This window comes from Streptomyces wedmorensis (assembly GCF_000716445.1).
GTDB lineage: Bacteria > Actinomycetota > Actinomycetes > Streptomycetales > Streptomycetaceae > Streptomyces > Streptomyces wedmorensis.
The window spans coordinates 39,234-64,904 of the sequence record NZ_JNWK01000021.1 but is presented as its reverse complement, the minus strand read 5'-3'; the positions used below and the strand labels follow the sequence as shown (position 1 = coordinate 64,904).

21 protein-coding genes, 1 pseudogene and 2 riboswitches are annotated in these 25,671 nt (G+C 72.8%); of the genes and pseudogenes, 9 read left to right on the top strand and 13 right to left on the bottom strand.

The genetic code is table 11. From position 1 onward, the window contains the following. Nucleotides 1–75: 75 nt before the first annotated feature. The 3 genes from OO54_RS18500 to OO54_RS18490 all read right to left on the bottom strand — a co-directional run bounded on the left by OO54_RS18500 (nt 76) and on the right by OO54_RS18490 (nt 2,644). Nucleotides 76–867 (bottom strand): enhanced serine sensitivity protein SseB C-terminal domain-containing protein, encoded by a 792-nt coding sequence (locus OO54_RS18500; protein WP_033204585.1) that lies wholly within the window; start codon nt 865–867, stop codon nt 76–78. Nucleotides 868–970: 103 nt separating this feature from the next. Further along, nucleotides 971–1,711, bottom strand: a complete 741-nt coding sequence (locus OO54_RS18495) for an enhanced serine sensitivity protein SseB (protein WP_033204492.1) — start codon at nt 1,709–1,711, stop codon at nt 971–973. 270 nt (nt 1,712–1,981) lie between these two features. Further along, nucleotides 1,982–2,644, bottom strand: coding sequence for an AAA family ATPase (locus OO54_RS18490; protein ID WP_033204491.1), 663 nt, complete (start codon nt 2,642–2,644; stop codon nt 1,982–1,984). Nucleotides 2,645–2,804: 160 nt separating this feature from the next. Further along, nucleotides 2,805–2,903, top strand: a riboswitch (glycine riboswitch). A 1-nt stretch (nt 2,904) separates the two neighbouring features. After that, nucleotides 2,905–3,016, top strand: a riboswitch (glycine riboswitch). A gap of 59 nt (nt 3,017–3,075) precedes the next feature. Here OO54_RS18490 and gcvT point away from each other — a divergent pair. The 4 genes from gcvT (at nt 3,076) to OO54_RS18470 (ending at nt 7,485) form a co-directional block, all read left to right on the top strand. Then, nucleotides 3,076–4,191 carry a glycine cleavage system aminomethyltransferase GcvT gene (gene gcvT, locus OO54_RS18485; protein WP_017236045.1) on the top strand — a complete coding sequence of 372 codons (1,116 nt, stop codon included), beginning with the start codon at nt 3,076–3,078 and terminating at the stop codon, nt 4,189–4,191. A gap of 77 nt (nt 4,192–4,268) precedes the next feature. Further along, nucleotides 4,269–4,646: a glycine cleavage system protein GcvH gene (gene gcvH / locus OO54_RS18480; RefSeq protein WP_033204489.1), complete on the top strand. Its 378-nt coding sequence runs from the start codon at nt 4,269–4,271 to the stop codon at nt 4,644–4,646. A 24-nt stretch (nt 4,647–4,670) separates the two neighbouring features. Further along, nucleotides 4,671–5,939: a serine hydroxymethyltransferase gene (locus OO54_RS18475; protein ID WP_033204487.1), complete on the top strand. Its 1,269-nt coding sequence runs from the start codon at nt 4,671–4,673 to the stop codon at nt 5,937–5,939. Nucleotides 5,940–6,114: 175 nt separating this feature from the next. Beyond that, nucleotides 6,115–7,485, top strand: a complete 1,371-nt coding sequence (locus OO54_RS18470; protein WP_017236048.1) for an L-serine ammonia-lyase — start codon at nt 6,115–6,117, stop codon at nt 7,483–7,485. Here OO54_RS18470 and OO54_RS18465 read toward each other — a convergent pair. Then, nucleotides 7,472–8,488, bottom strand: a complete 1,017-nt coding sequence (locus OO54_RS18465) for a helix-turn-helix domain-containing protein (RefSeq protein WP_033204485.1) — start codon at nt 8,486–8,488, stop codon at nt 7,472–7,474. The two genes, OO54_RS18470 and OO54_RS18465, sit on opposite strands and share 14 nt — an antisense overlap. 230 nt (nt 8,489–8,718) lie before the next feature. Between OO54_RS18465 and OO54_RS18460 the strand changes: the two genes are divergently transcribed. The 3 genes from OO54_RS18460 to OO54_RS18450 all read left to right on the top strand — a co-directional run bounded on the left by OO54_RS18460 (nt 8,719) and on the right by OO54_RS18450 (nt 13,941). Continuing rightward, complete coding sequence (locus tag OO54_RS18460; protein WP_234439305.1) at nt 8,719–9,243, top strand: hypothetical protein; 525 nt, start codon at nt 8,719–8,721, stop codon at nt 9,241–9,243. Between the two features lie 59 nt (nt 9,244–9,302). Further along, nucleotides 9,303–10,460: a trypsin-like serine protease gene (locus tag OO54_RS42450; protein ID WP_051787031.1), complete on the top strand. Its 1,158-nt coding sequence runs from the start codon at nt 9,303–9,305 to the stop codon at nt 10,458–10,460. A gap of 88 nt (nt 10,461–10,548) precedes the next feature. Further along, on the top strand, nt 10,549–13,941 hold the full coding sequence (locus OO54_RS18450) for an ALF repeat-containing protein (protein WP_033204483.1): 3,393 nt from the start codon (nt 10,549–10,551) through the stop codon (nt 13,939–13,941). 210 nt (nt 13,942–14,151) lie between these two features. Here OO54_RS18450 and OO54_RS18445 read toward each other — a convergent pair. Then, nucleotides 14,152–14,553, bottom strand: a pseudogene (locus tag OO54_RS18445) (CopD family protein); the annotation flags it as partial. 128 nt (nt 14,554–14,681) lie between these two features. After that, a complete protein-coding gene (locus OO54_RS18440; protein ID WP_017236050.1) occupies nt 14,682–14,897 on the bottom strand; it encodes an EF-hand domain-containing protein in 216 nt (71 codons plus the stop codon). A gap of 74 nt (nt 14,898–14,971) precedes the next feature. On the opposite strand from OO54_RS18440, the gene OO54_RS18435 reads away from it, so the two are divergent. Continuing rightward, the gene (locus OO54_RS18435) at nt 14,972–15,607 is read left to right on the top strand and encodes an N-acetyltransferase (protein WP_033204480.1); all 636 of its coding nucleotides are present in this window, start codon (nt 14,972–14,974) and stop codon (nt 15,605–15,607) included. Nucleotides 15,608–15,653: 46 nt separating this feature from the next. Here the strand turns inward: OO54_RS18435 and OO54_RS18430 are convergent, their stop codons facing one another. From OO54_RS18430 to OO54_RS18405, 6 genes are all read right to left on the bottom strand, one after another. Beyond that, on the bottom strand, nt 15,654–16,835 hold the full coding sequence (locus tag OO54_RS18430) for a YncE family protein (RefSeq protein WP_033204477.1): 1,182 nt from the start codon (nt 16,833–16,835) through the stop codon (nt 15,654–15,656). Continuing rightward, nucleotides 16,835–17,602, bottom strand: coding sequence for a polysaccharide deacetylase family protein (locus tag OO54_RS18425; protein ID WP_033204475.1), 768 nt, complete (start codon nt 17,600–17,602; stop codon nt 16,835–16,837). The genes OO54_RS18430 and OO54_RS18425 overlap by 1 nt, the downstream gene beginning before the upstream one ends. A 404-nt stretch (nt 17,603–18,006) precedes the next feature. Next, nucleotides 18,007–18,513: an ATP-binding protein gene (locus OO54_RS18420; RefSeq protein ID WP_033204473.1), complete on the bottom strand. Its 507-nt coding sequence runs from the start codon at nt 18,511–18,513 to the stop codon at nt 18,007–18,009. 96 nt (nt 18,514–18,609) lie between these two features. Then, on the bottom strand, nt 18,610–19,377 hold the full coding sequence (locus OO54_RS18415) for an enoyl-CoA hydratase/isomerase family protein (protein WP_017236055.1): 768 nt from the start codon (nt 19,375–19,377) through the stop codon (nt 18,610–18,612). A gap of 91 nt (nt 19,378–19,468) precedes the next feature. After that, entirely contained in the window at nt 19,469–20,728 is a 1,260-nt protein-coding gene (locus OO54_RS18410; protein WP_078905253.1) for a L,D-transpeptidase, read from the bottom strand. Between the two features lie 164 nt (nt 20,729–20,892). Next, nucleotides 20,893–22,110 carry a L,D-transpeptidase gene (locus OO54_RS18405; protein WP_078905252.1) on the bottom strand — a complete coding sequence of 406 codons (1,218 nt, stop codon included), beginning with the start codon at nt 22,108–22,110 and terminating at the stop codon, nt 20,893–20,895. Nucleotides 22,111–22,274: 164 nt separating this feature from the next. Here OO54_RS18405 and glgX point away from each other — a divergent pair, with 164 nt between their 5' ends. Then, nucleotides 22,275–24,479, top strand: a complete 2,205-nt coding sequence (gene glgX, locus OO54_RS18400) for a glycogen debranching protein GlgX (RefSeq protein ID WP_033204469.1) — start codon at nt 22,275–22,277, stop codon at nt 24,477–24,479. 219 nt (nt 24,480–24,698) lie between these two features. Here the strand turns inward: glgX and OO54_RS18395 are convergent, their stop codons facing one another. Beyond that, a complete protein-coding gene (locus tag OO54_RS18395) occupies nt 24,699–25,670 on the bottom strand; it encodes an AraC family transcriptional regulator (protein WP_033204467.1) in 972 nt (323 codons plus the stop codon). Nucleotide 25,671 lies beyond the last annotated feature (1 nt).

Below are 25,671 nucleotides of genomic sequence, written 5' to 3'. Positions count from 1 at the left end.
CTCAATTGGGGCGAACGAAGGACTCCGCCCGGGCCCCGTGGGGCCCGTGGGGCGTGCGGGGAGAAGCGTGGCGTCTCAGTATCCGGACGGCGTCGGCGGCGGGTATCCGTATCCCGGGACGGAAGCGGAACCGCGGCCGGCGTGTGCCTCGCGGTCGTAGAAGGGACGCGCGTTCGCGCGCAGCCAGTGGGCCACCGGGTCGTACGCGTCGGAGAGGGCGACCGTCGAGACGGGCAGCCCGTCGGGTACGGAGCCGATCGACTGGCGCATCATCGTCCGGACCGTGTCGACGGCCGCCGGGGAGGTGTCGTACAGGTCGAGGCCGATGGCGAGGTACGGGGAGCCGAGCGCGGGCTGCACCCAGCCGCGGCGCAGCGCGCGGACGGCCGGGGTGCGGTGCGCGTTCTGCGTGAGCAGGGCGTAGAACTGCGGGATCTCCAGGGTGGGCTCGGAGAGGCGCAGGGGTCCCGCGGGCATCCGGTCGAGGCCGGTTGCGATGCGGCGGAGGTCGGCCCAGGGGATCCCGACGCCGCCGCCCGGGGCGTGCGGATTCAGCCAGACGCCCCAGCGGTCGGGGTAGAGGGCGCGGGCGATGTCACGGCCGGTGACGAGCTCGTGGGCGCGGTTCCAGCCGGAGGCGGCGAGTTCCTGGGGAGAGGTGACGCAGGGCGCGTAGCCGAAGCCGTCGACCTCCATGTTCCCGTACTGGGCGTCGGGCGAGCCGGGCGAGCCGTGCCAGAGCAGCATCCAGAGTTCGCCGTCGGCGAGGGCGTGCAGCAGCTGCTCGTACGCGTCGTAGCGTCCCGGTGCCACCTCGCGCAGCATGCGCTCGACCTCGCCGGCCGCAGCGGTGCCTGACGCGCTCACCATGGGTCCCCGCCCCTCTTCCGTCCACCATGTCCGCGCGGCTTCGATGCCGCTGCCGATTCCATTCGGCTCACCGGTCAGTTCAGCTTAAACAGCGGGTCGCTCACACGGCGGCGCGCTGGTAGAACGGGCGGACCCGCTCCAGCATCCAGTCGCCGACCGGGTCCTGCGCCATGTCGAGCAGGATGAGGTTGACCGGCCAGGCGACCTCGACCCGGCCGAGGGCGCGGCCGAGGGCGTCCAGGGGCGCGTTCCGGTCGGCGCCCTCCCAGTGGGCGAGCTGGACGCCGATGAAGAGGGCCGGTTCGGTGCCCTCGACGCTGGCGAGCGCGCGCCGGGCGCTGGTGACGACGCCGGAGGCCTCGAACTCGGCGGAGGCGGCGGCGAGGAAGTCGACCGGGTCGTCCTGCCAGTCGGGCTCGAAGAGCCGGACGCGGCCGCCGGTGGCGGGGCCGTCGAGCGGGGTCCGGCCGGCGCGGCAGAGTTCGGCGACGGCGGGCGGGGGCAGCGGGACCCCGGCGGTGCCGCCGGGGTTCACGGCGATGCCGAGCTGCGGGGGCAGGCCGCGGGCGAAGTCTCGGGCGGGGGCGACGGCGAAGGACATGTGGTCGCCGACGCAGGCGAGGAACTGCTGCTCGGAGCTGAAGACGGGGACGTAGGCCGCGCCGTCGATCTCCATGGTGGCGAGGTCCAGGTCGGGGCTGTCGGGGCCGCCGCCGTTCGGCAGGGGCACCCAGACCTGGCTGCGGCCCAGCACCTCGACGAGCCGGCCGCCCGCCGCGGGGTTGCCGAGTGAGGCGGCAAGGACCTCTTCGAGCTCATTGCCCGGCCACGTCACGTCCACGGTCGCGTTTCCCCTTCTCGCACGGCCTGCCGTACCGGCCGCCCGGCAGCACCCTAACGCCGCCCCGGCGCCGCCGTGGCCAAAAGGGAAGGGTACGGGGCCGCCGACGGGACCTCACGGCAGCCCCGCGCGCGCCCGGGCCGGACCTCCGGCGGCTCCCGCGGGCGTCGGGCGCGTGGACCCGGGCAGGCCCGCGACCCCTGACCGGTACGGCCCCGGGCGGACCCCCGCCCGTCGCCGGCACCGGCCCCTGAGGCGGGCCCGCGGGCGTCAGGCGGGGTCGCGGAAGGAGATGCGGCGGAGGACGTCGGCGGAGGCGCGGTCGAGGAGGGTGACGGAGGCGCAGCCGGGCGGGAGGCTGCCGGACTCGGCGGCCCGCAGCAGTCGGCCGACGGCCCGCCGGTGGCGGGCGAAGGCGTAGGCGGAGACACCGCGGCCGCGGGCGTCCTGGCCGGCCCTGGCGGTGTCCGGTGTGACGTCGAGGAGCAGCAGGTGCAGGGCGCGGCCCCGGCGGCGGGCCTCGCGGGCGAGCCAGCCGCGCACCCAGGACTGGGTGCCGCAGTCGTGCACGATCACGCTCGCGCCGGAGCGCAGGGCGCGGCGCAGCCCCGCGTAGTGCGCGAGGCGCACGACGGGGCGGTAGACCGCGTACGGCAGGAGGCGGGGCATGCGGGCCTCCCAGCGCTCGCGGGTGTCCTGGGAGTCGATGCCGTGGCCGTCGGCGGCGCGCTTCATGAGGGTGGACTTGCCGCTGCCGGGCAGTCCGGAGACGACCACGAGGTCGCCGGCGGCGAAGACGAGGGCGCGCGGACCGCGGCCGCCGCGCTCGCGGAGGTCACGCAGCAGCCGGCCCCGGCGGCGCGTCCTGGCGCGGGCCCGCTGGGCCGGTATGCCGGTGCTCGTCGCGAACGCCCCGGTGTGCTCGATCCTCATCTCGCTCCCCCTGTCGGGTCTCAGGAGACCTGAGGAGACCCTTGCCCACAAAGTGTAAAGAAACGGTAATGAGACACAAGCGATTTGCCCCGCCGACACCGCGTGCAATGATGTCCGCGCCAGGCGCGCACAGTCGCCACACAATCGCATACCGGCCGCTCGAATCCGCGCGGGAGAGTTCCGGACCGCCGAGGCGCCCGGACGCCGAAGGAGCAAGACCCTCCCTTGAATCTCTCAGGCCCCGTACCGCGCGGATGAGGCAGATCTGAAAAGCGGGACACCCTGGTGTGTCCCCACCCAAGGTGCAAGCCGATCTCTCGGTGACGAGATGCTCTCGGTGAACCTCTCAGGTTCCATGACAGATGGGGAGGACGTCCTCGCCGTCATGTGTTTCGTCACCGATCACGCCCTTGGGACCCGGGAGCCACCCCATGAGCACTGCCCCCCGTCTGACCGCCCTCGATGCCCTGCATCGTTCGCTGGGCGCGACCATGACCGACTTCGCGGGCTGGGACATGCCGCTGCGGTACACCAGCGAGCGCGACGAGCACAACGCCGTCCGCACCAAGGCGGGCCTCTTCGACCTCTCCCACATGGGCGAGATCACGGTCACCGGCCCGCAGGCCGTCGACCTGCTGGACTACGCCCTCGTCGGCAACATCTCCACGGTGGGCAACGGCCGCGCCCGCTACACGATGATCTGCCAGGAGGACGGCGGCATCCTCGACGACCTGATCGTCTACCGCCTGGGCGAGACCGAGTACATGGTCGTCGCCAACGCCTCCAACGCGCAGATCGTCCTGGACGCGCTCGTCGCCCGCGCGGAGGGCTTCGACGCCGAGGTGCGCGACGACCGTGACGCGTACGCCCTGATCGCGGTCCAGGGCCCGGAGTCCCCCGGCATCCTGAAGTCGATCACCGACGCCGACCTGGACGGCCTGAAGTACTACGCCGGTCTGCCCGGCACGGTCGCGGGCGTGCCCGCGCTGATCGCCCGTACCGGCTACACCGGCGAGGACGGCTTCGAGCTGTTCCTGAAGCCGGAGCACGCGGAGGGCGTCTGGAAGGCGCTGACCGAGGCGGGCGAGGGCGTCGGCCTGATCCCCTGCGGCCTGTCCTGCCGTGACACGCTCCGCCTCGAGGCCGGCATGCCGCTGTACGGCCACGAGCTGACCACCGCCCTCACCCCCTTCGACGCGGGCCTCGGCCGGGTCGTGAAGTTCGAGAAGCCCGGCGACTTCGTCGGCCGCAAGGCGCTGGAGGCCGCCGCCGAGCGCGCCGAGACCGCCCCGCCGCGCAAGCTCGTCGGTCTGATCGCCGAGGGCCGCCGCGTCCCGCGCGCCGGCTTCCAGGTCGTCACCGGCGGCGAGGTCGTCGGCGAGATCACCTCGGGCGCGCCGTCCCCGACCCTCGGCAAGCCGATCGCCATCGCGTACGTCGACGCGGCGCACGCCGCGCCCGGCACCGCGGGTGTAGGTGTGGACATCCGCGGCACCCACGAGCCCTACGAGGTCGTGGCGCTGCCGTTCTACAAGCGCCAGAAGTGACGTACTCGTCTCACCCGGCGTCTCACCCCGCAAGACCCACGTACATCAGTACTCCCCCGATCCAGGAGAATCAGGCCATGAGCAACCCCCAGCAGCTTCGCTACAGCAAGGAGCACGAGTGGCTGACGGACGCCGTTGACGGCGTCGCGACCGTCGGCATCACCGAGCACGCGGCGAACGCGCTCGGCGACATCGTGTACGTCCAGCTCCCCGAGGTCGGCAACACCGTGACCGCGGGCGAGGAATGTGGCGAGCTGGAGTCGACCAAGTCCGTCAGCGAGCTGTACTCGCCGGTGACCGGCGAGGTCGTCGAGGCGAACCAGGACGTCGTCGACGACCCGTCGCTGGTGAACTCCGCCCCGTTCGAGGGCGGCTGGCTGTTCAAGGTGCGCCTCGCGGACGAGCCGAAGGACCTGCTCTCCGCCGACGAGTACACCGCCTTCACCGCCGGCTAACCGAGACCCCCTAGGGATCGATTCATGTCGCTTCTGAACACTCCCCTCCACGAGCTCGACCCCGACGTCGCCGCCGCCGTCGACGCCGAGCTCCGCCGTCAGCAGTCCACCCTCGAGATGATCGCCTCGGAGAACTTCGCTCCGGTCGCGGTCATGGAGGCCCAGGGCTCCGTCCTCACCAACAAGTACGCCGAGGGCTACCCGGGCCGCCGTTACTACGGCGGCTGCGAGCACGTCGACGTGGCCGAGCAGATCGCGATCGACCGGATCAAGGACCTGTTCGGCGCCGAGTACGCCAACGTCCAGCCGCACTCCGGCGCCTCCGCGAACCAGGCCGCCCTCTTCGCGATCGCCCAGCCGGGCGACACGATCCTGGGCCTGGACCTGGCGCACGGCGGTCACCTGACCCACGGCATGCGCCTGAACTTCTCCGGCAAGCAGTTCAACGTGGTCGCGTACCACGTGGACGACGCCGGTCGGGTCGACATGGCCGAGGTCGAGCGCCTCGCCAAGGAGCACCGCCCGAAGGTCATCATCGCGGGCTGGTCCGCCTACCCGCGCCAGCTGGACTTCGCGGAGTTCCGCCGGATCGCCGACGAGGTCGAGGCCTACCTGTGGGTCGACATGGCCCACTTCGCGGGCCTGGTCGCCGCCGGTCTGCACCCGAACCCGGTCGAGTACGCGGACGTGGTGACCTCCACCACGCACAAGACGCTCGGCGGCCCCCGCGGCGGCATCATCCTGGCGAAGAAGGAGTTCGCGAAGAAGCTGAACTCCTCGGTCTTCCCCGGCTTCCAGGGCGGCCCGCTGGAGCACGTGATCGCGGCCAAGGCCGTCTCCTTCAAGGTCGCGGCCTCGGAGGAGTTCAAGGAGCGCCAGCAGCGCACCCTGGACGGCGCCCGTGCCCTCGCCGACCGTCTGGTCCAGGACGACGTCACCGCCCACGGCGTCTCGGTCCTGTCCGGCGGCACGGACGTGCACCTGGTCCTGGTGGACCTGCGCGACTCCGAGCTCGACGGCCAGCAGGCCGAGGACCGTCTCCACGAGGTCGGCATCACGGTCAACCGGAACGCCGTTCCGAACGACCCGCGCCCGCCGATGGTCACCTCGGGTCTGCGCATCGGTACGCCGGCGCTCGCGACCCGCGGTTTCCAGGCGGAGGACTTCGCCGAGGTCGCCGACGTCATCGCGGAGACCCTGAAGCCGGGCTTCGACGCCGACAAGGCCGCGGCCCTCAAGGCCCGGGTGACCGCTCTGGCGGACAAGCACCCGCTGTACCCCGGCCTGAAGTAATTTCGTACGATTTAGTTCCGGTTTCGTTCGTACGATAGTTCCGGGGCACCGCGCACACTGGACAGTGGGCGCGGTGCCCCAGCTCATGTCGTCACGCCCTTCCGAACGCCTCCCGCACGCTTTTCTGCACCACCCCGGCAGACAACGGCGTCTAGCCCCCACAAGGAGTCCTCCCGTGGCCATCTCGGTCTTCGACCTGTTCTCGATCGGCATCGGCCCGTCGAGCTCCCACACGGTGGGCCCCATGCGTGCGGCGCGGATGTTCGCGCGCAGGCTGAAGAACGAGGGGCTGCTCGCCCACACCGCGACGATACGGGCCGAGCTGTACGGCTCACTCGGCGCGACCGGCCACGGCCACGGCACCCCCAAGGCGGTGCTGCTGGGCCTGGAGGGCAACTCGCCGCGCACCGTGAACGTCGAGACCGCCGACGACGAGTTCGAGCGGATCAAGGCGAGCGGCCGGATCAACCTGCTCGGCGCCCACGAGATCCCCTTCGACTTCGACGCCGACCTGATCCTGCACCGGCGCAAGGCGCTCCCGTACCACGCCAACGGCATGACGGTCTTCGCCTACGACGCCGAGGGCGCCCTCGTCCTGGAGAAGACCTACTACTCGGTCGGCGGCGGCTTCGTCGTGGACGAGGACGCGGTGGCGGGCGAGAACCCGATCGTCCCCGAGGACACCGTCCTGAAGTACCCCTTCCGCACCGGTGACGAGCTGCTGCGCCTCGCGAAGGAGACCGGGCTCTCGATCTCCTCGCTGATGCTGGAGAACGAGAAGGCCTGGCGCACCGAGGACGAGATCCGCGAGGGCCTCCTGGAGATCTGGCGGGTCATGCAGGCCTGCGTCTCGCGCGGCATGTCCCGCGAGGGCATCCTGCCCGGCGGCCTGAAGGTCCGCCGACGCGCCTCCACCCTGGCCCGCAAGCTGCGCTCCGAGGGCGACCCGAAGATGCACGCCATGGAGTGGATCACCCTCTACGCGATGGCCGTGAACGAGGAGAACGCGGCGGGCGGCCGGGTGGTCACCGCCCCGACGAACGGCGCGGCGGGCATCATCCCCGCCGTCCTGCACTACTACATGAACTTCGTGCCCGGCGCCGACGACGACGGCATCGTCCGCTTCATGCTGGCGGCCGGCGCGGTCGGCATGCTCTTCAAGGAGAACGCCTCGATCTCCGGCGCCGAGGTCGGCTGCCAGGGCGAGGTCGGCTCGGCCTGCTCGATGGCGGCGGGTGCTCTCGCCGAGGTCCTGGGCGGCAGCCCGGAGCAGGTGGAGAACGCCGCCGAGATCGGCATGGAGCACAACCTGGGCCTGACCTGCGACCCGGTCGGCGGCCTGGTCCAGATCCCGTGCATCGAGCGGAACGGCATGGCGGCGGTCAAGGCCGTCACGGCGGCCAAGATGTCGATGCGCGGCGACGGCAGCCACCTGGTCTCCCTCGACAAGGTCATCAAGACCATGAAGGAGACCGGCGCCGACATGAGCGTCAAGTACAAGGAGACCGCCCGCGGCGGTCTCGCGGTGAACATCATCGAGTGCTGAGGCCGGACGGTTCCTCGCTCTTCGGGTGGCGGAGGGCGAGGCACTGGCCTCGGAAGGCCGCCGGGGTGACGCCGTAGGCGTCGCGGAAGGCGCGGCTGAAGGCGGAGGCGTGGCTGAAGCCGCGTCGGGCGGCGATGGCGTACACGGGCAGGCCCTTGTGTACGGGGTCCGCCAGGTCCCGGCGTGCCCGTAGGAGCCGCTGCCGCTGGAGGTATCCGGCCACGGTCGTTCCGTCGCCCTCCCGCTGGAACAGGCGGTGGAGGTAGCTGACGGAGATGTGGTGCGCGGCGGCGATCGCGGGGATGCCGAGGCACGGGTCGTCGGCGTTGTTGCGGATGAACTCCATGACGCGGAGCGTGAGGGCGCGCCGGTGCGTCTCGGGGGTCAGGGAGCGGTCGGCTTCGAGGACGCCGGCGAAGAGCGCGGCGATGAGGTCGGCCAGTACGGCGGTCAGGCGCGGGCCGTCCGCGGGCTGGTAGGAGCGGCTGTCCTTCGCCAGCTGGTCGAGGAAGGTGGCCAGGAGGGCGCCCATGCCGTTCCGGGCCGAGATGCGTTTGCCGATGGCCTGGGCCGCGGTGCGCGCGGGCAGCGGCAGCAGGGCCCGGGGCAGCTCGACGCCGATGACCTCGAACGACTCGTGGGCGACGTCGACCTCGAACGCGCGCGAGGAATCGCTGGTGTGATATTCGGCCACGCCGTGGGAAATGACGTCCTTTCCCATGGTGACCAGTCCCGTGCCGCGCTTGACGAGCGACAGGTGAAACGCCTCGGGGTCCGACCTCCGTATCAGCTTCGGCGTGCGCCGGAAGGTGAGGGAATTGCATTCCAGCGGATAGACGGTCGCCTCGCCGAGCGAAATGGTCCGCTGGTTCACCCAGAAGTCGACGGCGTGACCGCTCCGCATGTCCATGGGTGCGTGCGTCTGCGACATGAGCTCCCGCCACTGGTCGAACCGCTCGGCGGGGGGTAGGTCGGAACTGCGGAACATCATCTCGGGCAGCATGTTCGCGGGTATACACCCCGGGAAACGACCCGGGCAAAGGGTTCTACCGGCGTGGCGCTCCGGAGATCAAATCCGGAATTCAACATTCAGGGATCGGGTCGGGGTGCGGGGTCCCCTGGTGCCGGTGTCGACTGTCGGTCAAGGCACTGTGCATTTCTCGTCAAGTCCTTCCCACCGCGAATTGTCAGAGTGGTCCGCGCATCCGACCCACCGATGACGAGGACGACCCCTTGAAGACACGCAAGACGATGCTCCGCGCCGCCGGCGCGGCCCTGGGCGCGGGCGCCCTGGCCTGGCTCGCCGTCGGCGGCGGGACCTCCGCCACCTCCGCGCAGGAGCGCCCGGCCGCGATGACCGCGGTCGCCGAGACGGGGCCCGGCTACGCGATCGAGGACTTCGGCTATCCGGACGCCGACCGGATCCTGGCGGAGCGGGGCATCACCCTGAAGCGCGGGGACGGCCACATCGTGCTGGCCGACTGCACGGGCGGGACCGACCTGCTGGAGCTCTGGTCCCGTCACCGCGCCAACGACAGGGTCTGCTTCCGGGTCACCGGCACCACCGGCTATCTGAGCCTGGAGATTCCCGGGGTGTACGCGGCACGGGGCAACAGCTACTCGACGGTGATCGACATGACCACCGGGACCGAGGAGAAGTCGTTCGACGTGACCAGGAACACCTGGACGCCCGTCGGCGAGAGCGCCGACGACCAGAGCCGCGACTTCACGCTCATGGAGATCCGCACCTCCAAGTGACGCCCGCACGCGGCACCGCCCCGTCACCACGCCCGCACGACACATCCGAAGGAACTCACGTGTCCGCACCCCGTCCGCGCGCCGCGCGGATCTCCGGCTTCCTGACCACCACCGCCCTGCTGTCGACCGCCCTCTTCGCCGCCACCCCGGCCACCGCCGTCCCGGGCCCCGAGGCCGCCGCCGGGACGCACCCGGCCGCCGTCCGGCTCGCCCTCGGCGACGAGGCGAACTCCCGCGCCTGCACCGGCACCCTGGTCGACAGATTCTGGGTCCTGACCGCCGCGAGCTGTTTCGCCACCACCCCGGGAGCCGCCGTCCCGGCCGGCAGACCGGCCCTCGCCACCACCGCCACCCTCGGCGACGGCAAGGAGATCGAGGTCGTCGAATTCGTCCCCCGTACGGACCGGGACGCCGCCCTCCTCCGCCTCGCCACCCCCGTCACCACGATCACTCCCGCCCGGCCGGCCACCGCCGCTCCGACGGGCGGCACCGAGCTGACGGCCGTCGGCTTCGGCCGCACCAAGGCCGAGTGGGTGCCGGACAAGGCCCACACCGGCACCTTCACCGTCGACTCCGCCGTCCCCACGCCCACCACCATCGCCGTCACCGGCAGGAACGGCGCCGCGATATGCAAGGGCGACGCCGGAGGCCCGCTCCTCACCGCCGCGGGGGAGATCTCCGGCGTCGCCTCCCGCTCCTGGCAGGGCGGCTGCCTCGGCACCCCGGCCACCGAGACCCGTACCGGCGCCCTGGCGGCCCGCGTCGACGACCTCGCCGACTGGCTCCAGGACACCCGCCTCACCACCGCGTCCCTCCGGAACGCCCACAGCGACCGCTGCGCGTACGTCAGCTGGCGCACCCCTGAGAACAACGCCCCCGCGCAGCAGGTGGACTGCGACCCGCAGTACGCCGACCAGGTCTGGAACTTCGAACGGGTCGCGGGCGGCTACCAGATCCGCAACCGCAAGACCGACCGCTGCCTCGTGGTGTCGTGGTCCACTCCCCACGACGGCGCCCCCGTCACCCAGTACGACTGCCACCCCGAGTTCGGCGACCAGGTGTGGAAGCTGGAGCCGGTCGCCGGAGGCGGCTACTCGCTGCGCAACTCGGTGACCGACAAGTGCATGTACGTCTCGTGGACCACCCCCGAGTGGGGCGCACCGCTGCTCCAGGTCGGCTGCGACACGCGCTACGCCGACCAGGTCTGGAAGATCTGACCGTCCCGCCCCTCCTCTCTCTTCCCGTCCGGCGCGCGCCGCGCGGCACCTCGCGGCGCGCGCCGGACGCCGATCCCGAAGGACCGTTGTGGACACCACCTATTGGAGTCGGCGCCGTGTGCTGGAGGCCCTCGCCGCCGGCACCGTCGTAGTCGCCACCTCCAGTCTCGTACTCAACCCGCTGGCGGCCCACGCCGACGAAGTCCCGCCCGCCGATACCGACCCCTTCAGGCTGCCGGAGACGGAACGGGCCAAGGTCGTCCGGGCGTGGCTGCTCGGCGGCCGGGGCGTCCGCGCCGCCGCCGCCGTCGCGCTCACCGGATCCGACGCGGCCGTACGCGACTTCCTCGACGTCGAACTGGCCCGCGAGACCGCGCAGGACAACCGGGTCGCCGTGCTGCGGGGCCTGGCCGCCGCGGGCAAGGGCACCCGCCGTGACGCCGCCGCCGCGCTGACCGACGGGGACGCGGCCGTCGCCGCCTTCCTCGGCGGCGGGTTCAAGACCGCCGTGACGGAGGACCTGCGGGTCGCGACGGCCACCGTGATGTACCTGGGCGGCAAGGCCGTGAAGCGGGCAGGCGACGCGGCGCTGGGCGACGGCGGCCAGGCGGCCCTGGAGTCCTTCCTCCTGGACGGCCAGTACACCGCGCGCCTGGAGGACCTGCGCGTCGAGACCTCCAAGCTGATGTTCCAGGCCGGCCCCGAGGTGACGAAGTACGCCGACCGTGCCCTGTCGGGCACCGCCGAGGACATCGTGTGGTTCCTGGAGACGGGGCAGCACATCGCCCGCGCCCGCGACCAGGAGCGGCTGAAGATCGAGGAGCTCGTCGCCGTCGTCCAGCGCGAGGGCAAGAACGCCGAGGCAAGCACCAAGCAGGCCGAGGAGGCCGCGGCCCGCGCCGTGATCGCCGCCGCCAACGCGAAGGACGCCGCGGAGAAGGCCGCCGCCGAGGCGCGGGCGGCCCAGGACGACGTGGCCGCCGCGGGCAAGGCCGCCCGCAAGGCCGGCGCGGCCGCCGAGGGCGCGGCCGACGCCTCCCGCGTCGCCATCGACGCCTCCCACGCGGCCGTCGAGGCCTCCCGCAAGGCCTCCTACGCCTCCGCCGCCGCGAGTCAGGCGGCGGCCAGCGCGGGTTCGGCCGCCGCCGTCGCCTACCGGGCCGCGATCGCCGCGTCCAAGGACGCCTCCCAGGCCTCCGCCGCCAAGGACGCCGCCGTCGCCGCCCGCAACGCCGCCTACCGGGCGCGTACCGCGTCGCAGGCGGCCGAGAGCGCCGCGGTCGCCTCCACCCAGGCCGCGAGCGCCGGTGGCTCCGCCGCGGCGGCCGCGCGCGACGCCGCGGCCGCCGCGGCCGCCTCCACCCGGGCCTCGGAGGCCGCCGGCGCGGCCCGCGGCGCCTCCGCCGAGGCGAAGCGCCAGGCGGCGACCGCCGCCGACTACGCCACGATCGCGACCAACGCCGCCGGGACCGCGCAGGTCCTCGCGACCGCCGCCGCCACCGCCGCTCGGGCGGCACGCGACGCCGCGAACGGCGCCGCCGAGCACGCCGACAAGGCCGCCGCCGCCGCGGAGTGGGCCGTCCAGTACGCCGGCCAGGCGGTCGAGTACGCGAACAAGTCGACCGAGTTCGCCGACCAGGCCACCCGGGCGGCGAACGCCGCCACCGACGCGGTCGCCCAGGCCGTCGCCGTGGAGAAGGCGGCCCGCGAGGCGGAGTGGCAGCGCCTGGGCGAGGACACCCAGCGGGCGGTCACCGAGATGCGCCTGCTCGCTCAGGCGGAGGCCGAGGAGCGGGCCGCGCACGAGCGGGCGCGGACCCAGGCCGAGCAGACCGAGCAGGCCACCAAGGAGCTCATCGCGCAGGCCGAGGCGGCGCTGCGCGCGGGGAACACCTCGGGCGCCACCGACCTCGGCCGCCGGGCCGCGCTCGCCCTCCTGGAGTCCAAGGGCGGCTGGACCCAGGAGGCCGCCCGCTACGCCCTGGCCGGTGCGGACGCGGAGATCCACACCTGGATCGACGTCGACCGGGGCCTCGCCCAGCGGCAGGACGACCGGGAGTCCGCGCTCTTCCTCGCCCAGATCGCCCCGCCCGACGTCGCCTTCGCCGCGGCGGCGGCCCTCGACAAGGCCGACCCCGACGCGGCCGCCGCCTTCCTCGCCACGGGCGCGGTCGAGGCCGCCGCCCACGACAACCGTGTCGCGATCGCCCGAATCCTGGGCGAGAACCCGGGCCGCGCGGTGACCCAGGCGGCGAACGCGGCCCTGGACGCCGGGACCGCCCAGGCGGCGTCCGAGTTCCTCGCCACGGGCTTCCAGCAGGCCCTCGAAGAGGACGACGCGGTGGCGACCGCGACGCTCCTGCGGACCGGCGGCCCCTACGTACGGGCCCACGCCCAGGCCGCGATGGAGGGCCCGGCGTGGATGCGGCGCACCTTCGTCGCCGAGGTGCAGTTCGAGAGCGCGCAGCTCGACTTCGACTCGGCGACCCACATCGCCGCCATGCAGGGCGCGATCGCCGCCGCCGCGAAGATCGCCCACAAGTCGCAGGAGGACGCCGCCCGCGCCCAGGAGGCGGCGGCCACGGCACGTAACGCCGCCACCGAGGCACTCCAGTGGGCGGACCAGGCCAAGGCCTCGGCCGAGCGGGCCGCGGGCTCCGCCCAGCAGGCGAGCGCCTTCGCGGCCGAAGCCGACCGGGCGGCCGCGGACGCGCGGGCCTTTGCCGAGCGGGCCGGGAAGGCCGCCGCCACCGCCCGGCTCGCCGAGCGGTCGGCGAACTTCTCCGCCAACCGCGCGATCCAGTCGGCGCGCTCCGCGATCGCCTCGGCCAACGCGGCGCAGGGTTCCGCCGCCTCCGCCCGCGCCTCCGCGCTCCAGGCCGGCCGGGACGCGGGCACGGCCGCGACGGCCGCGAGCCAGGCGTGGCAGTTCGAGGCGGAGAAGCGGCGCATGGAGTACGCCGCCCTGGCCAAGAAGGAGGCGGCGGCGAGCCAGGCGTACAAGGACGCCGGCACCAACCCGTGCGAGACGTCGGCCGGCGACTCCCCGAAGGCCGACAGCCCCGCGGTCCGGGACGCCAAGTGGTGGGCCGACCATCTGAGCCAGGCCTCCACGGTCCTCAGCCGGGTGGCGATCGGTGTCGGCGTCGTCGGCTGGGGTGCCGGTTACCTCTGCCCGCCCGCCGGGGTGATCCTCATGGGCGTGGGCAGGGCCCTCGGTGCCGGCGCCGCGGTGCTCGACGTCGCGAGCGCGGTCATGTACGGGATCGGCTACGGCTGGACGAGCAACGAGTTCATCGGGCAGGCGGCCGGGGCGGTGGCGAGCATCACGACGCTCGGCCTGTCAAAGGTGGTGGGCCCCCTCGTGAAGGACGCGGCCGTCAGGGCGGGCGCCGCCGCCGTCGGAAAGATCACCGCGCTGGGGCGCGAGGGCGTCTCGCCGATCGTCAGACGGCTCACCGGCCGCTTCTTCCGCCGCTGACGCCGGCCCCGGCTCCGGCTCCGGCTCCGGCTCCGGCTCCGGCTCCGGCACAAGGGAAGGCCACGCGCGGGAAGGCCCCGGACCACACGGTCCGGGGCCTTCCCGTCTTCGTCAGGCGCGGCCCCAGAGGACGATCACGTCCGGGCGGGTGGAGCCGAAGGGCTCGCAGAAGAAGATCGGGCCCCAGATCTGGTACCCGGCCTGGCCGGCGGCCTGGGCGTTCCCGCCGGAGAGCATGCGGCCGCGGGCGGCGAGCGCGAGCTTCACCAGGAGGAGCCGGCCGTAGGCGGTGGTGAGGACGGCGTCGAGCGGCAGCCCGCGGAGCGTGGAGGCGGTGCCGGTGACGACGAGCGCGGCGTACACCCAGGCGGCCATCCGGGCGTACCTGACCAGGACGTCCCGGCCGCCGCCGCGCAGCCGCATGGTGCGGAGCACGTACAGGAGGGTGCCGACCCAGAGCGAGGCGGCGGTGAGGTGGACGACGGCCGGGCCGGTCCCCAGGGCCTGCTGGTGCGCCTCCGGGTGGGCGCGCATCGCCTCGGCGCCGATGGCGACGGCGAGCGGCAGGACGGCGAGATCGGGGCGCCGGGAGGCGGCGCGGAAGGCGGCGACCGCGGCGACGGCCGTCGCCGTCAGGCGGCTCGGGGTGCCGAAAGGTCCGGGAAGCGTCACCGGACGGTCGTCACCGAGCCCCGGGCGGGCGGCGACTCAGCGTTGCGCCGCCCGCCCGGGCGGGCGGGTCAGGCCTTGCTGTAGTGCGCCCAGAACTCGTCCCAGGACAGGACGCCGTCGCCGTTGTCGTCCCGCTGCTTGATGAGGACCTCGGCGACCGTCTCGGTGACGTTGAAGTCGCCGTGCCGCGCCATCAGGCTCTTGTACTCCGCGGCGGTGATGAAGCCGTCGCCGTCCGCGTCGAACTGGTTGAATGCCGTGCGTGCCGACTCGATGTCCGCCACTGCTTCCGCCCCTTCTCGGTGCTTATCTGACGGGGGTCAGATTAGCTGGCCCGCCCCTGCCGGATGATGGGGGCATGAACGAGGTGGCACGGATCCTGGCGGACGCGGCACGCGGGGAGTTCCCGCCCATGGACGGATCGACGACGGTGGTGCCGCAGCCGAACCCGCGGGACGCCGGGGTGCTGGCCTTCACCGCCCACTCGGTGATCTTCACGGACGCCGACCCGGCGTGGGTGCGGGCCCGGCTGGCGGCCGCGTCGAGCGACCCGCTCGCGGCCAGCATGAACCCGGGCTTCCTGGTCGCCCTGATGGCCCGTACCGGTCTGCACATGAACACGATCGACCTGCTCACGGTGGCCGACCGCCTGCCCGGCGCTCCCCCGCTGGAGCTGCACGAGATCGAGGACCCGGAGCACCCCCGGGTGGCGCGGGCGCTGAAGTTCCGCGACGAGGTCCGGGTGTGGGCGGCCGACGGCGGGGTGCTGATCCTGGGCCGGGGCGTCGCGGGCCGCTGGGAGGCCGCGATCGAGGTGGACGAGGCGGTGCGCCACCGGGGCCTGGGCCGCGCCCTGGCGACGGCCGCGCGCCACCTCACGCCCGGCGACGTCGTGTGGGCCCAGCAGTCCCCGGGCAACGCCCGCAGCGTCCGCGCCTTCCAGGCGGCGGGCTACCGCCCGGTGGCGTCGGAGGCGCTGCTGATCGCGGGCTGACGCGGGTCGGCCCCGGTCAGGGGCCGCCCCGCGCTCCGGACAGGTCCTAGCGGAAGACCCCGGTGTGGCCGAGGGAGTAGCGGCCGGGCTGGGGGTAGACGGCGAGGCCGTGGGGGCCGCCGCCGACGGGGATGCGGGCGAGCTGCCGGCCGGTGGCGGTGTCGATGGCGTAGACCTCGGAGTCGTAGCGGCCGGAGAGCCAGAGGACCTTGCCGTCGGCGGAGACCCCGCCCATGTCGGGGGAGCCGCCGTCGGGGAGCCACCACTTCTTGGTGAGCTTGTCCTGGGCGAAGTCGAAGACGGAGACGGAGCCCTCGCCGCGGTTGGGGACGTACATCTCCCGCGAGTCCCGGCTGATGTAGAGGCCGTGGGCGCCCTTGCCGGTGGGGAGCAGGCTGGGGACGGTGAACTTCTCCCCGTCGAGCACCCACATGCCGTGGGCCATCATGTCGGCGATGTAGAACGTCTTCCCGTCCGGGGAGAGCTTCACGTCCTGCGGCATGGCGCCCTCGAAGGGCAGTTTCAGCTGCCCGACCACCTCCATCTTCTCGGTGTCGACCTTGAGGAGTTCGCCGGAGAACTCGCAGGAGACGACGAAGTAGCGGCCGTCGGCGGAGAAGTCGGCGTGGTTGACGCCGTAGCAGCTGACCGGGACGGTCTTGCGCCGTTCCATGGTGTGCGGGTCGCGGAAGACGAGTTCGCGGTCGAGGGAGGCCATGACGACGGCGTACTTGCCGTCGGGCGTGAAGTAGAGGTTGTAGGGGTCGTGGACCTCGACGGGCTTGCCGGCGATGCCGGTGGCGGGGTCGATGGGGGTGAGGGTGTGGCCCCGGTTGTTGTTGACCCAGAGGGTCTTGAGGTCCCAGGAGGGGACGACGTGCTGGGGCTGGACGCCGACCGGGATGGTCTCGACGACCTTGTAGGTGGCGGGGTCGATGACCGAGACGGTGTTGGAGTTGGTGTTCGGGACGTAGACGCGGGAGGGGAAGTTCCGCACCACCGGCGAGAGCCGGTTCGGCCGGTCGGCCGCGTAGACGTCGTTCGGGTCGAGCAGGGGCGGCATGCCGGGCAGACCGGCGGGGGCGGCGGCCGGTTTGGGCGCGGCGGGGACGTTCGCCTTCTTCACGGCCGTGGAGCCGCCGCCGGGGTCGGCGCTGCCGCAGCCGGCGAGGGCGGCCAGGAGGGCGGCGGCGATGAGGGTCCTGGTTCTCGTCGTGTGGTGGGCCATCAGGTCAGCAGCTCCGTGGTGGTGACCGCGCGCAGTCCGCGGCGGTCGAGGTCGGCGAGGAGGAGGGGCAGCGCGGTGACGGTGTCCGGGTAGCCGAAGTGCAGGCTGACGACCGAGCCGGCCCGGACGGCTCCGGTGACGTTGCGGACGACGGCGGGGGCGCCGGGCGAGGTGAAGTCGAGGGAGTCGACGTCGTAGGAGAGGACGTGCGGGTATCCGGCGCGGCGGGCGGCGCGCAGGACGGCGGGGGCGGCGTGCCGGGTGCGGGAGGGGCGGAACCAGCTGCCGATGGAGCCGGTGAGCCGGCGGAGCCGGGTGGCGCAGGCCTCGATCTCGGCGTGGGCCTCGGCCTCGGTCATGGCGTTGACGTCGACGTGGTGCTGGGTGTGGTTGCCGAGGTCGTGGCCGCCGTCGAGGACGCGGCGGGCGAGGTCGGGGTGTTCGTCGAGCCAGCTGCCGACGGCGAGGACGGTGACGCGGGCGCCCGCCTTCTCCGCCTGGCCGAGGAGGGTGCGGGCCAGGGCGGGGTCGCCCTGCCCGTGGAAGGTGAGGGCGACGCGGGGCCGGTCGCGGGGGCCGTGTGCGATCTCGTCGGGCCGGCCGGGGAAGCGGCGTGGTGCGGGGGCGACGGCGGGCGCGGGGGCGGGGCGGCGCTCGGCGGTGGTGGGCGCGGGGCGGGGTTCCGTGGCGCAGGCGGTGGCGAGGGCTCCGGCGACGGCGACGGCCGCGCCCGCCCGGAGGGCTCCTCGGCGGTCGGTCGGCTTCACGCGACCATTTAAGGCGGATGACGTCCGATTTATCACGATTAGGCCAATTCAGGACGTTTGCAGCCCTCGCGTGGGCGTCCAGCATGCGGACGAGCCCGGCAAACAATCGATGAACCGCATAGTCATTCACCATTTAGAAGGTGGGTGCTGCACGTCACCAACGATTCATAATTAAACTGTCCGGTTTTGACCGACCTTGCCCCACTAGGGACTTTTGGCGTCGAGGCCACCTGTCTGCCATAGTCGGAGTCACCGACCCCCATTGACCCGGGCCAGGTCGACATAGCGGCCGTGGATACACCCCCCCGTCCACGGCGCATCACACGAAAGCCCCCAGGCGCCTCACCATGGCACACGGGGGCTTCCGTGCGTCCGGGGGAAGGTGGAGCCGGTCCGGGACCGACTCAGGGACGGTCCGCGACCCGCATCTCGAACCAGGTCGTCTTGCCGCGCGGCGCCAGGTCCACGCCCCAGCGGTCCGAGAGCTTGTCGACGAGGAAGAGACCGCGGCCGCTCGTGTCGAGCTCGTGCACCGGCATCAGACAGGGAAGCCCGCGCGAGGGGTCCCGGACCTCGACCCGGATCCAGCCGCGGCGCCGCTGGAGCCGCAGCGCGAAGACCCGGGCGCCGGTGTGCCGGACCGCGTTCCCGACGAGTTCCGAGACCAGGAGCACGGCGTGCTCGGCGATCTGCGGACCGAGGCCCCACTGACGCAGGATCACGTCCTTGGTGAGCCTTCGGGCCACCCACGCCGACTCGGGGCGGGACGGCAGCCGGACATCCTCCTCGGCCGGGTTGCCGTACAACTCCACTGCGTCGGCGGCCTGTTCGTCATCCACGGCCGGTGACCACCGCGCGGCGGCGGCGCTGCCGCGCTGCCAAGGTTGTTCCCTACCCTCCAGGCCCGCCATGCCCCCATCATGGCCGCACGGAGCCCTCCGCGGGGGCCGTTCCGGTGGAATCGGCCCCCGCCGGATCACCTTCACGATGACCCGTCAGGTCACGTGTCAGGCGAACTTCGCCTTGCCCGGACCCTCCTCGACGAAGCTGCGCATGCCGCGCTCGCGGTCCTCGGTCGCGAACAGGCCCGCGAACCAGGTGCGCTCGATGGCCAGGCCGGTGTCGATGTCGGCCTCCAGCCCCTGGTCGATCGCCTCCTTCGCGGCCCGCAGGGCGACCGCCGGGCCCTGCGCCAGCTTGGCGGCCCAGGCGTGCGCCTGCTCGTACACCTCGGCCGCCGGGACGACCCGGTCGACCAGGCCGAGCGTCAGCGCCTCGTCCGCCTTCACCATCCGGCCGGTGAAGATGAGGTCCTTGGCCCGGGACGGGCCGATCAGCCGCGACAGGCGCTGGGTGCCGCCCGCGCCCGGGATGAGGCCGAGCAGGATCTCCGGCTGGCCCAGCTTCGCGTTGTCGGCGGCGATCCGGTAGTCGGCGCAGAGGGCGAGCTCGCAGCCGCCGCCGAGCGCGTAACCGGTGATCGCGGCCACGACGGGCTTGGGGATGCGGGCGATGGCGGTGAAGGCGTCCTGGAGCGCACGCGACCGCTTGACCATGGCCACGTGGTCCATGACCTGCATCTCCTTGATGTCCGCGCCCGCCGCGAACACCTTCTCGCCTCCGTAGAGGACCACGGCCCGCACGTCGTCGCGGTCGGTCAGCTCCTGGGCCAGCTCGCGCAGTCGGTCCTGGACGGCGATGTCCAGGGCGTTCATCGGGGGACGGTCGAGGCGGATCGTGCCGACGCCTTCGGCGACTTCGAGGTTCACAGTCATGGAAGGAAGGTTAGTGGCCGTTAACGCCGCGGGACCCGGTGCTGTTGCTCACAGCACCGGGTCCCGCGGCGGTCGCTCAGGACGGGATCGACTAGGCGATCCACTCCGACCAGTCCATGTTCCAGCCGTTCAGGCCGTTCTCCGGCTTGATCTGCTTGTCCTTGGAGTTCTTCACGATGACGACGTCGCCGATGAGCGAGCGGTCGTAGAACCAGGCCGCCGGGGTCGAGCTGTCGCCCGCGCCGCGGGCGTCCTGGAGGCCGACGCAGCCGTGGCTGACGTTGGTGCTGCCGAAGGTCGACGAGGAGGCCCAGTAGTTGCCGTGCACGAACGTGCCCGAGTTCGACAGGCGCATCGCGTGCGGCACGTCCTTGATGTCGTACTCGCCGCCGAAGCCGACGGTGGCGCCGTTCATGCGCGTCACCTTGTACTTCTCGCTGATGACCATCTGGCCGTTGTACGTGGTCGTGGACGGGGCGCCCGCGGTGATCGGCAGCGTCTTGATGATGGCGCCGTCGCGCTCGACCTTCATGGTCTTGGCGCTCGCGTCGACGGTGGAGACCTGACGGCGGCCGATGGTGAAGGTGATCGTCTTCTTCTGCTTGCCGTAGACGCCCGGGCGGCCCTCGACGCCATCCAGGTTGAGGTGCACGGTCACCTTGGTGCCGGCGGCCCAGTACTTCTCAGGACGGAAGTCGAGGCGGTCGTTGCCGAACCAGTGGCCCTCGATCTGCACGGCCGGCTCGGCCGTCACCTTGATGGCCTTCTCGACGGCCTCCGGGTCGGTGATGCCCCGGGTGAAGTTGATGGACACCGGCATGCCGACGCCGACGGTCGAACCGTCCTCCGGCGTGTAGTGGCCGATGAAGGTGTTCTTCGGGACGAGCGTGGTGAAGGTGGTGTCCTTCGCCGACTCGCGGCCGTCCGCGTCCTTCGCGATCGCGTGGACCTTGTACTGGGTGCCCGCCGACAGGTGGGCGGTGGGCGTCCAGCTGGCGCCGTCCGTCGCGATCTTGCCCTCGACCTCGGTGCCCTTGGAGTCGGCGACCGTGACCGTGGTCAGCTTGCCCTGCGTCGCGGTGACCTTGAGGGCGCCGCTGGTGGCGACCGCGTCGGCGCCGTCCTTCGGAAGGATCGTCACGACCGCCTGGGAGGCCGCGTTGTCCTGCTTGCCGCCGCCCTGCGCGGCCGGTCCCTGGCCCCCCGTGCCGCCGCCGGTCTCACCGCCGCCGCCGCAGGCGGTGAGCACCAGGAGCAGCGCTCCCGCCGCCAGGGCCTGCAGCCGGACGCCCCCGCGCCGGCGCCGTCCCGTCGCCCCTACCGATGCCCCCGATATCGGCTGCCCGTTCACTTGGTCTTCTCCCCTCGCACGGCCTGGCAACCGCCACGGCCCCACCCCCGTGCGCATCCACTCGCGCACACAGCGCTAGATAATCACACCGTAGGACACGAAAGTTCCTCGCGTATGTCACCGTTCAGTCCCAGTCGCCGTGATAGGGGCGGATGGCCGTCGTGTCAGGTCAGGGCGGAGCCCGCCTTCCAGGCGGTCCAGTCCAGGTTCCAGCCGCCGAGGCCGTTGTCGGGGGCGACCTTGCGGTCACGGGAGTTGACCACTTCCACCACGTCGCCGATGAGCGTCCGGTCGAAGAACCAGCCGGCGGGCGAGTCGGCGCTGCCGCCCTTGTCGTCGCGCAGCCCCACGCAGCCGTGGCTGACGTTGGCGGAGCCGAAGGTGGAGGCCGGGGCCCAGTAGTTGCCGTGCAGGAAGGTGCCCGAGTCGGTGAGCCGCATGGCGTGCGGCACGTCCTTGATGTCGTACTCGCCGCCGAAGCCGACGGTCCGGCCGTCCATCCGCGTCACGTCGTACAGCTCCGTGACGACCATCTTCCCGTTGTACGTGGTCGTCTTCGGCGCGCCCGCGGTGATCGGCACGGTGGCCAGGACCTCGCCGTCCCTGCGGACCTCCATCGTGTGGGCGGCGGCGTCGACCAGGGAGACCTGGGAGCGGCCGATGGTGAAGCCGACCGTCTTGCGCTGGATGCCGTACACGCCCGGCGCCCCCTCGACGTCCCGCAGGCCGAGTTCGACGGTGACCTCGGTGCCCGGCTGCCAGTACTCGGCGGGGCGGAAGTCGAGCCGCTCCTTGCCGAACCAGTGGCCCACCACCTTCACCGGCGGCACCGAGGTGACGCGGATGGCCCGCTCGACCTCGGCCCGGTTCTCGACGGGCCGGCTGAAGCCGAAGGAGACGATCATGCCGGTGCCCACCGTCGAACGGTTCTCCGGCTTGAAGTAGCCGATGAAGCGGCTCTCCGGCACCACGGTGGTGAAGGTGGTGTGCCGGGCCGAGCGGCGCCCGTGCGCGTCGAGCGCGACCGCGTCCACGCTGTACTTCGCGGACAGCGCGAGCCGGGTCTCGGCCTTGGGCCGCCAGCTCAGCCCGTCCGCGGAGATCTCCCCGGCGACCCGGGTCCGCTGGGCGTCCTCGACCCGGACGACCGTCACCCGTTCGAGGCGGCCGCTGTCGACCCTCACCTCGACCGGCCCCTCGGCCGCCACCCCCTTGCTGCCGTCCTCCGGGCTCACCCGGATGACGTCGCCGGGGGCCCGTGCCTTGCCGGGCAGGGAGACGTCGAGGCCTCCCCCGCCGTCCGCGCCTGTGCAGCCCGCGAGGCCGGCGATCAGTCCCGCCACCGCCAGGGCGTACCTCGTCCGCTTCCATACTCGATTCACGCTCGGCCCAACGACGGCCACCCTCCAGGGGAAACGTCCGTACGGGTCATGTTGGGAGCACGGCCGTCCGGGCAGAACAGGGGGAGAACCACGCGCGGGAGCGGCGGCCGGGACGCCGCCGCTCCCGCGGATGCGAGCCCGACGAGCCGCGGGAGGCCGGGACGGTGTCGAGCGCAGCCGAGCAGGAGGCGGTACACGAGCATGCCCTGGAGCGGACAGGACCACCCGTGTGGCCGGGGGCGCCGACGCCGCTCGGCGCCCGCTGCCGGGTCGGACCCGGCGGGGTGACGGGCACCAACTTCGCCCTGTGGGCGGGCGGCGCGGAGGCCGTGGAGCTGTGCCTGTTCGACGAGGACGGGACGGAGACGCGGCTGCCGCTGACGGAGCTGACCCACGAGATCCGGCACGGCTTCGTGCCGGGCGTCGGTCCGGGGCAGCGGTACGGCTACCGGGTGCACGGCCGCTGGGACCCGTGGACGGGGGCCCGCTGGAACCCGGCGAAACTGCTCCTCGACCCGTACGCGCGGGCCGTCGACGGCGACTTCGACGCGCTGCCCCCGGAGGCGTACGGACACGTCAGGGACTGGCCGCAGCAGCACGTGGCCGACACCGTCCGCGACGAGCGGGACTCCGCCCCGTACGTCCCGAAGGGGGTCGTCGTCCACGACGACGACGACTGGTCGGACGACCGCAGGCCCAAGACGCCCTGGCAGGACTCGGTCATCTACGAGCTGCACGTCAAGGGATTCACGCGGCTCCACCCCGGCATCCCCGAACACCTGCGGGGCACGTACGCGGGGCTCGCGCACCCGGCGGCGATCGAGCACCTCACGGGACTCGGGGTGACGGCGGTCGAGCTGCTGCCGGTGCACCAGTTCGCGCACGAGGACCACCTGCTGCGGCGCGGGCTGCGCAACTACTGGGGCTACAACTCGGTCGGCTACTTCGCCCCGCACGCGGGCTACTCCTCGTCCGGGACGACGGGCCAGCAGGTCGGCGAGTTCAAGCGGATGGTGCGGGCGCTGCACGCGGCGGGGATCGAGGTCATCCTCGACGTCGTCTACAACCACACGGCGGAGGCCGGCGAGCTCGGCCCCACCCTCTCCCTGAAGGGCATCGACAACCGCGGCTACTACCGGCTCCAGTCCGACGCCCGCCGGTACGCGGACTACACGGGCTGCGGGAACACCCTGCACGTCGTGCAGCCCCAGGTGCTGCGGCTCATCACCGACTCGCTGCGGTACTGGGTGACGGAGATGGGCGTCGACGGCTTCCGCTTCGACCTGGCGGCGGCCCTCGCCCGCTCCATGCACGACGTCGACATGCTGTCGCCGTTCCTCGCGGTGATCGCCCAGGACCCGGTGCTCCGCCGGGTCAAGCTCATCGCCGAGCCCTGGGACGTCGGCAACGGCGGCTACCAGGTCGGCGCGTTCCCACCGCTGTGGACCGAGTGGAACGACCGCTACCGGGACGCCGTACGGGACTTCTGGCGGGGCGCGCTGCCCGACGTACGGGACCTCGGCTACCGGCTCTCCGGCTCCAGCGACCTGTACGCCTGGGGCGGGCGGCGGCCGTACGCCTCCGTCAACTTCGTCACCGCGCACGACGGCTTCACCCTCCGCGACCTCGTCACGTACGAGCGCAAGCACAACGAGGCCAACGGCGAGGGCAACCGGGACGGCACCCACGACAACCGCTCCTGGAACTGCGGCACGGAGGGCGAGACCGACGACCCGGGGATCAACGCCCTGCGGCTGCGCCAGCAGCGCAACCTGCTCACCACCCTCCTGCTGTCCACCGGGGTGCCGATGCTCGTCGCCGGCGACGAGACGGGCCGCACCCAGGGCGGCAACAACAACGCGTACTGCCAGGACAACGAGATCGGCTGGCTCGACTGGTCCCTGCCGGACGACCCGGACCGGGCGCAGCTCCTCGCCCTGACCCGCCGGCTGCTCGCGCTGCGCCACCGCCACCCGGTGCTGCGCCGCAGGGCCTTCTTCTCCGGCCGCCCGCAGCGCGCGGACGGGCTGCGGGACCTGGCCTGGTTCACCGCCGAGGGCGCCGAGATGACGGAAGGGGACTGGTACGCGCCCACCGCGACGCTCGGCCTCTACCTGTCGGGCCGGGACATCCCGGGCCGGGACGAGCGCGGCGAGCGGATCACCGACGACAGCTTCCTCGCCGTCCTGCACGCGGGCCCCCGCCCCCTGGAGTTCCGCCTCCCGGGTCCGCCGTGGGCGGCTACGTACGAACTCGTCGTGGACACCGCGCGCACGGACCAGTCCGGCCCCCCGGCCACCCGCCACGAGGGCGGCGGGACGATCACGGTCGGCGCGCGGTCGACGGTCCTGCTGCGCGTCAGGGAGTGAGGGCCGCGACGGGCCGGGGCAGGACACTCCCGGCCCGGCCACCGCGGCGCGACGGCGGTGGCCGGGCGGAGCGAGGGCGCCCGTCCCCGTGGACCGCGGCGCGGCCCACACGGGCACCCGTGCGGCGGGCCGTCCCTTGAGCCCCCGTGCGACGGGCCCGCGCGTCCGAACAGTGTCGGGCGGGGCCGTCGCCGCTGTCTTTGGCCCACGGCGCACGGCTCATTGACTCTGCGCGCACTCCCGGTGCTCGCTGGGGCTGCGGCCGTGGGCCGCGCGGAAGGCCCGGCTGAACGCGGCGGGGTGACGGAACCCCCACCGGACCGCGATGTCGTGGACGGGGGTGCGGCGCAGGGCCGGGTCCGCGAGGTCCCGGGCCGCGCCGGCCAGCCTCAGGTCACGGATCCACGTGCCGACGGTGAGGCCCTCGTCCTGGTAGAGCCGGTGCAGGTAGCGCACCGAGATGTGGTGCGCGGCGGCGACGGTCCCGGGCGTGAGGTCCGGATCGGCGAGACGGCCGCGGACGAAGTCCTGGGTGCGCAGGAACAGGGCCCGGCGCCGGCTCTCCGGCGCGGGGGCCGCCTCCGCGTCGAGCCGTGCCGCGGCGGCCCCGGCGAGCAGGTCCATCAGCACGGTCGTCAGACGCGGCCCTTCCTCGGGGCGGAAGGCCCCCGGGTCGGCGGCGAGCGTCGTCAGGAACCCGGCGAGCAGCCGTCCGAACCCGCTCCCCCCGTCCATCCGCAGGGCAACGACCCGCTCCGCCTCCCGCGCGGGCAGCGGCAGCAGCTCCTTCGGGAACTGGGCCACGATGTGGTCGAGGCGGCCCGTGGCGTGCCGGGTGACACCCACGAACGGCAGCGACGAGTCGTAGACCATCAGGTCTCCGGCCCGGAACGCGGTGTCCCGGCCCGCCTGCGAGATCGCCATCTCCCCGCTGAGGGTCAGCGACACCTGGTAGTAGCCGGGGTCGGCGCGGCGGATCAGCCGGGGTGTGCGCCGGGTGACGAGCGGCGGATACCGCAGGGCCGTGACCTGCACGGCTCCCAGGTCCACGACGCGTGCCTCGGCCCGGAACGCGTCGGCGTGTTCGCTCCCCATCACCGTGGGGATCAGCGCCGTCGCCATCGCGTCATGCCAGAACCCGAACCGCTCCCGCTCCGGCACCTCCTCCGTACTGAAGCGCTGGACCCACACC

Coding starts and splice junctions, on each gene's coding strand:
- OO54_RS18465 (WP_033204485.1), bottom strand. CDS start 8,488: ATGCTGCCCGAGATGATGTTCCGCAGTTCCGACCTACCCCCCGCCGAG.
- OO54_RS18490 (WP_033204491.1), bottom strand. CDS start 2,644: ATGAGGATCGAGCACACCGGGGCGTTCGCGACGAGCACCGGCATACCG.
- gcvT (WP_017236045.1), top strand. CDS start 3,076: ATGAGCACTGCCCCCCGTCTGACCGCCCTCGATGCCCTGCATCGTTCG.
- OO54_RS18475 (WP_033204487.1), top strand. CDS start 4,671: ATGTCGCTTCTGAACACTCCCCTCCACGAGCTCGACCCCGACGTCGCC.
- OO54_RS18415 (WP_017236055.1), bottom strand. CDS start 19,377: ATGACTGTGAACCTCGAAGTCGCCGAAGGCGTCGGCACGATCCGCCTC.
- OO54_RS18430 (WP_033204477.1), bottom strand. CDS start 16,835: ATGGCCCACCACACGACGAGAACCAGGACCCTCATCGCCGCCGCCCTC.
- OO54_RS18420 (WP_033204473.1), bottom strand. CDS start 18,513: ATGGCGGGCCTGGAGGGTAGGGAACAACCTTGGCAGCGCGGCAGCGCC.
- OO54_RS18435 (WP_033204480.1), top strand. CDS start 14,972: ATGAACGAGGTGGCACGGATCCTGGCGGACGCGGCACGCGGGGAGTTC.
- gcvH (WP_033204489.1), top strand. CDS start 4,269: ATGAGCAACCCCCAGCAGCTTCGCTACAGCAAGGAGCACGAGTGGCTG.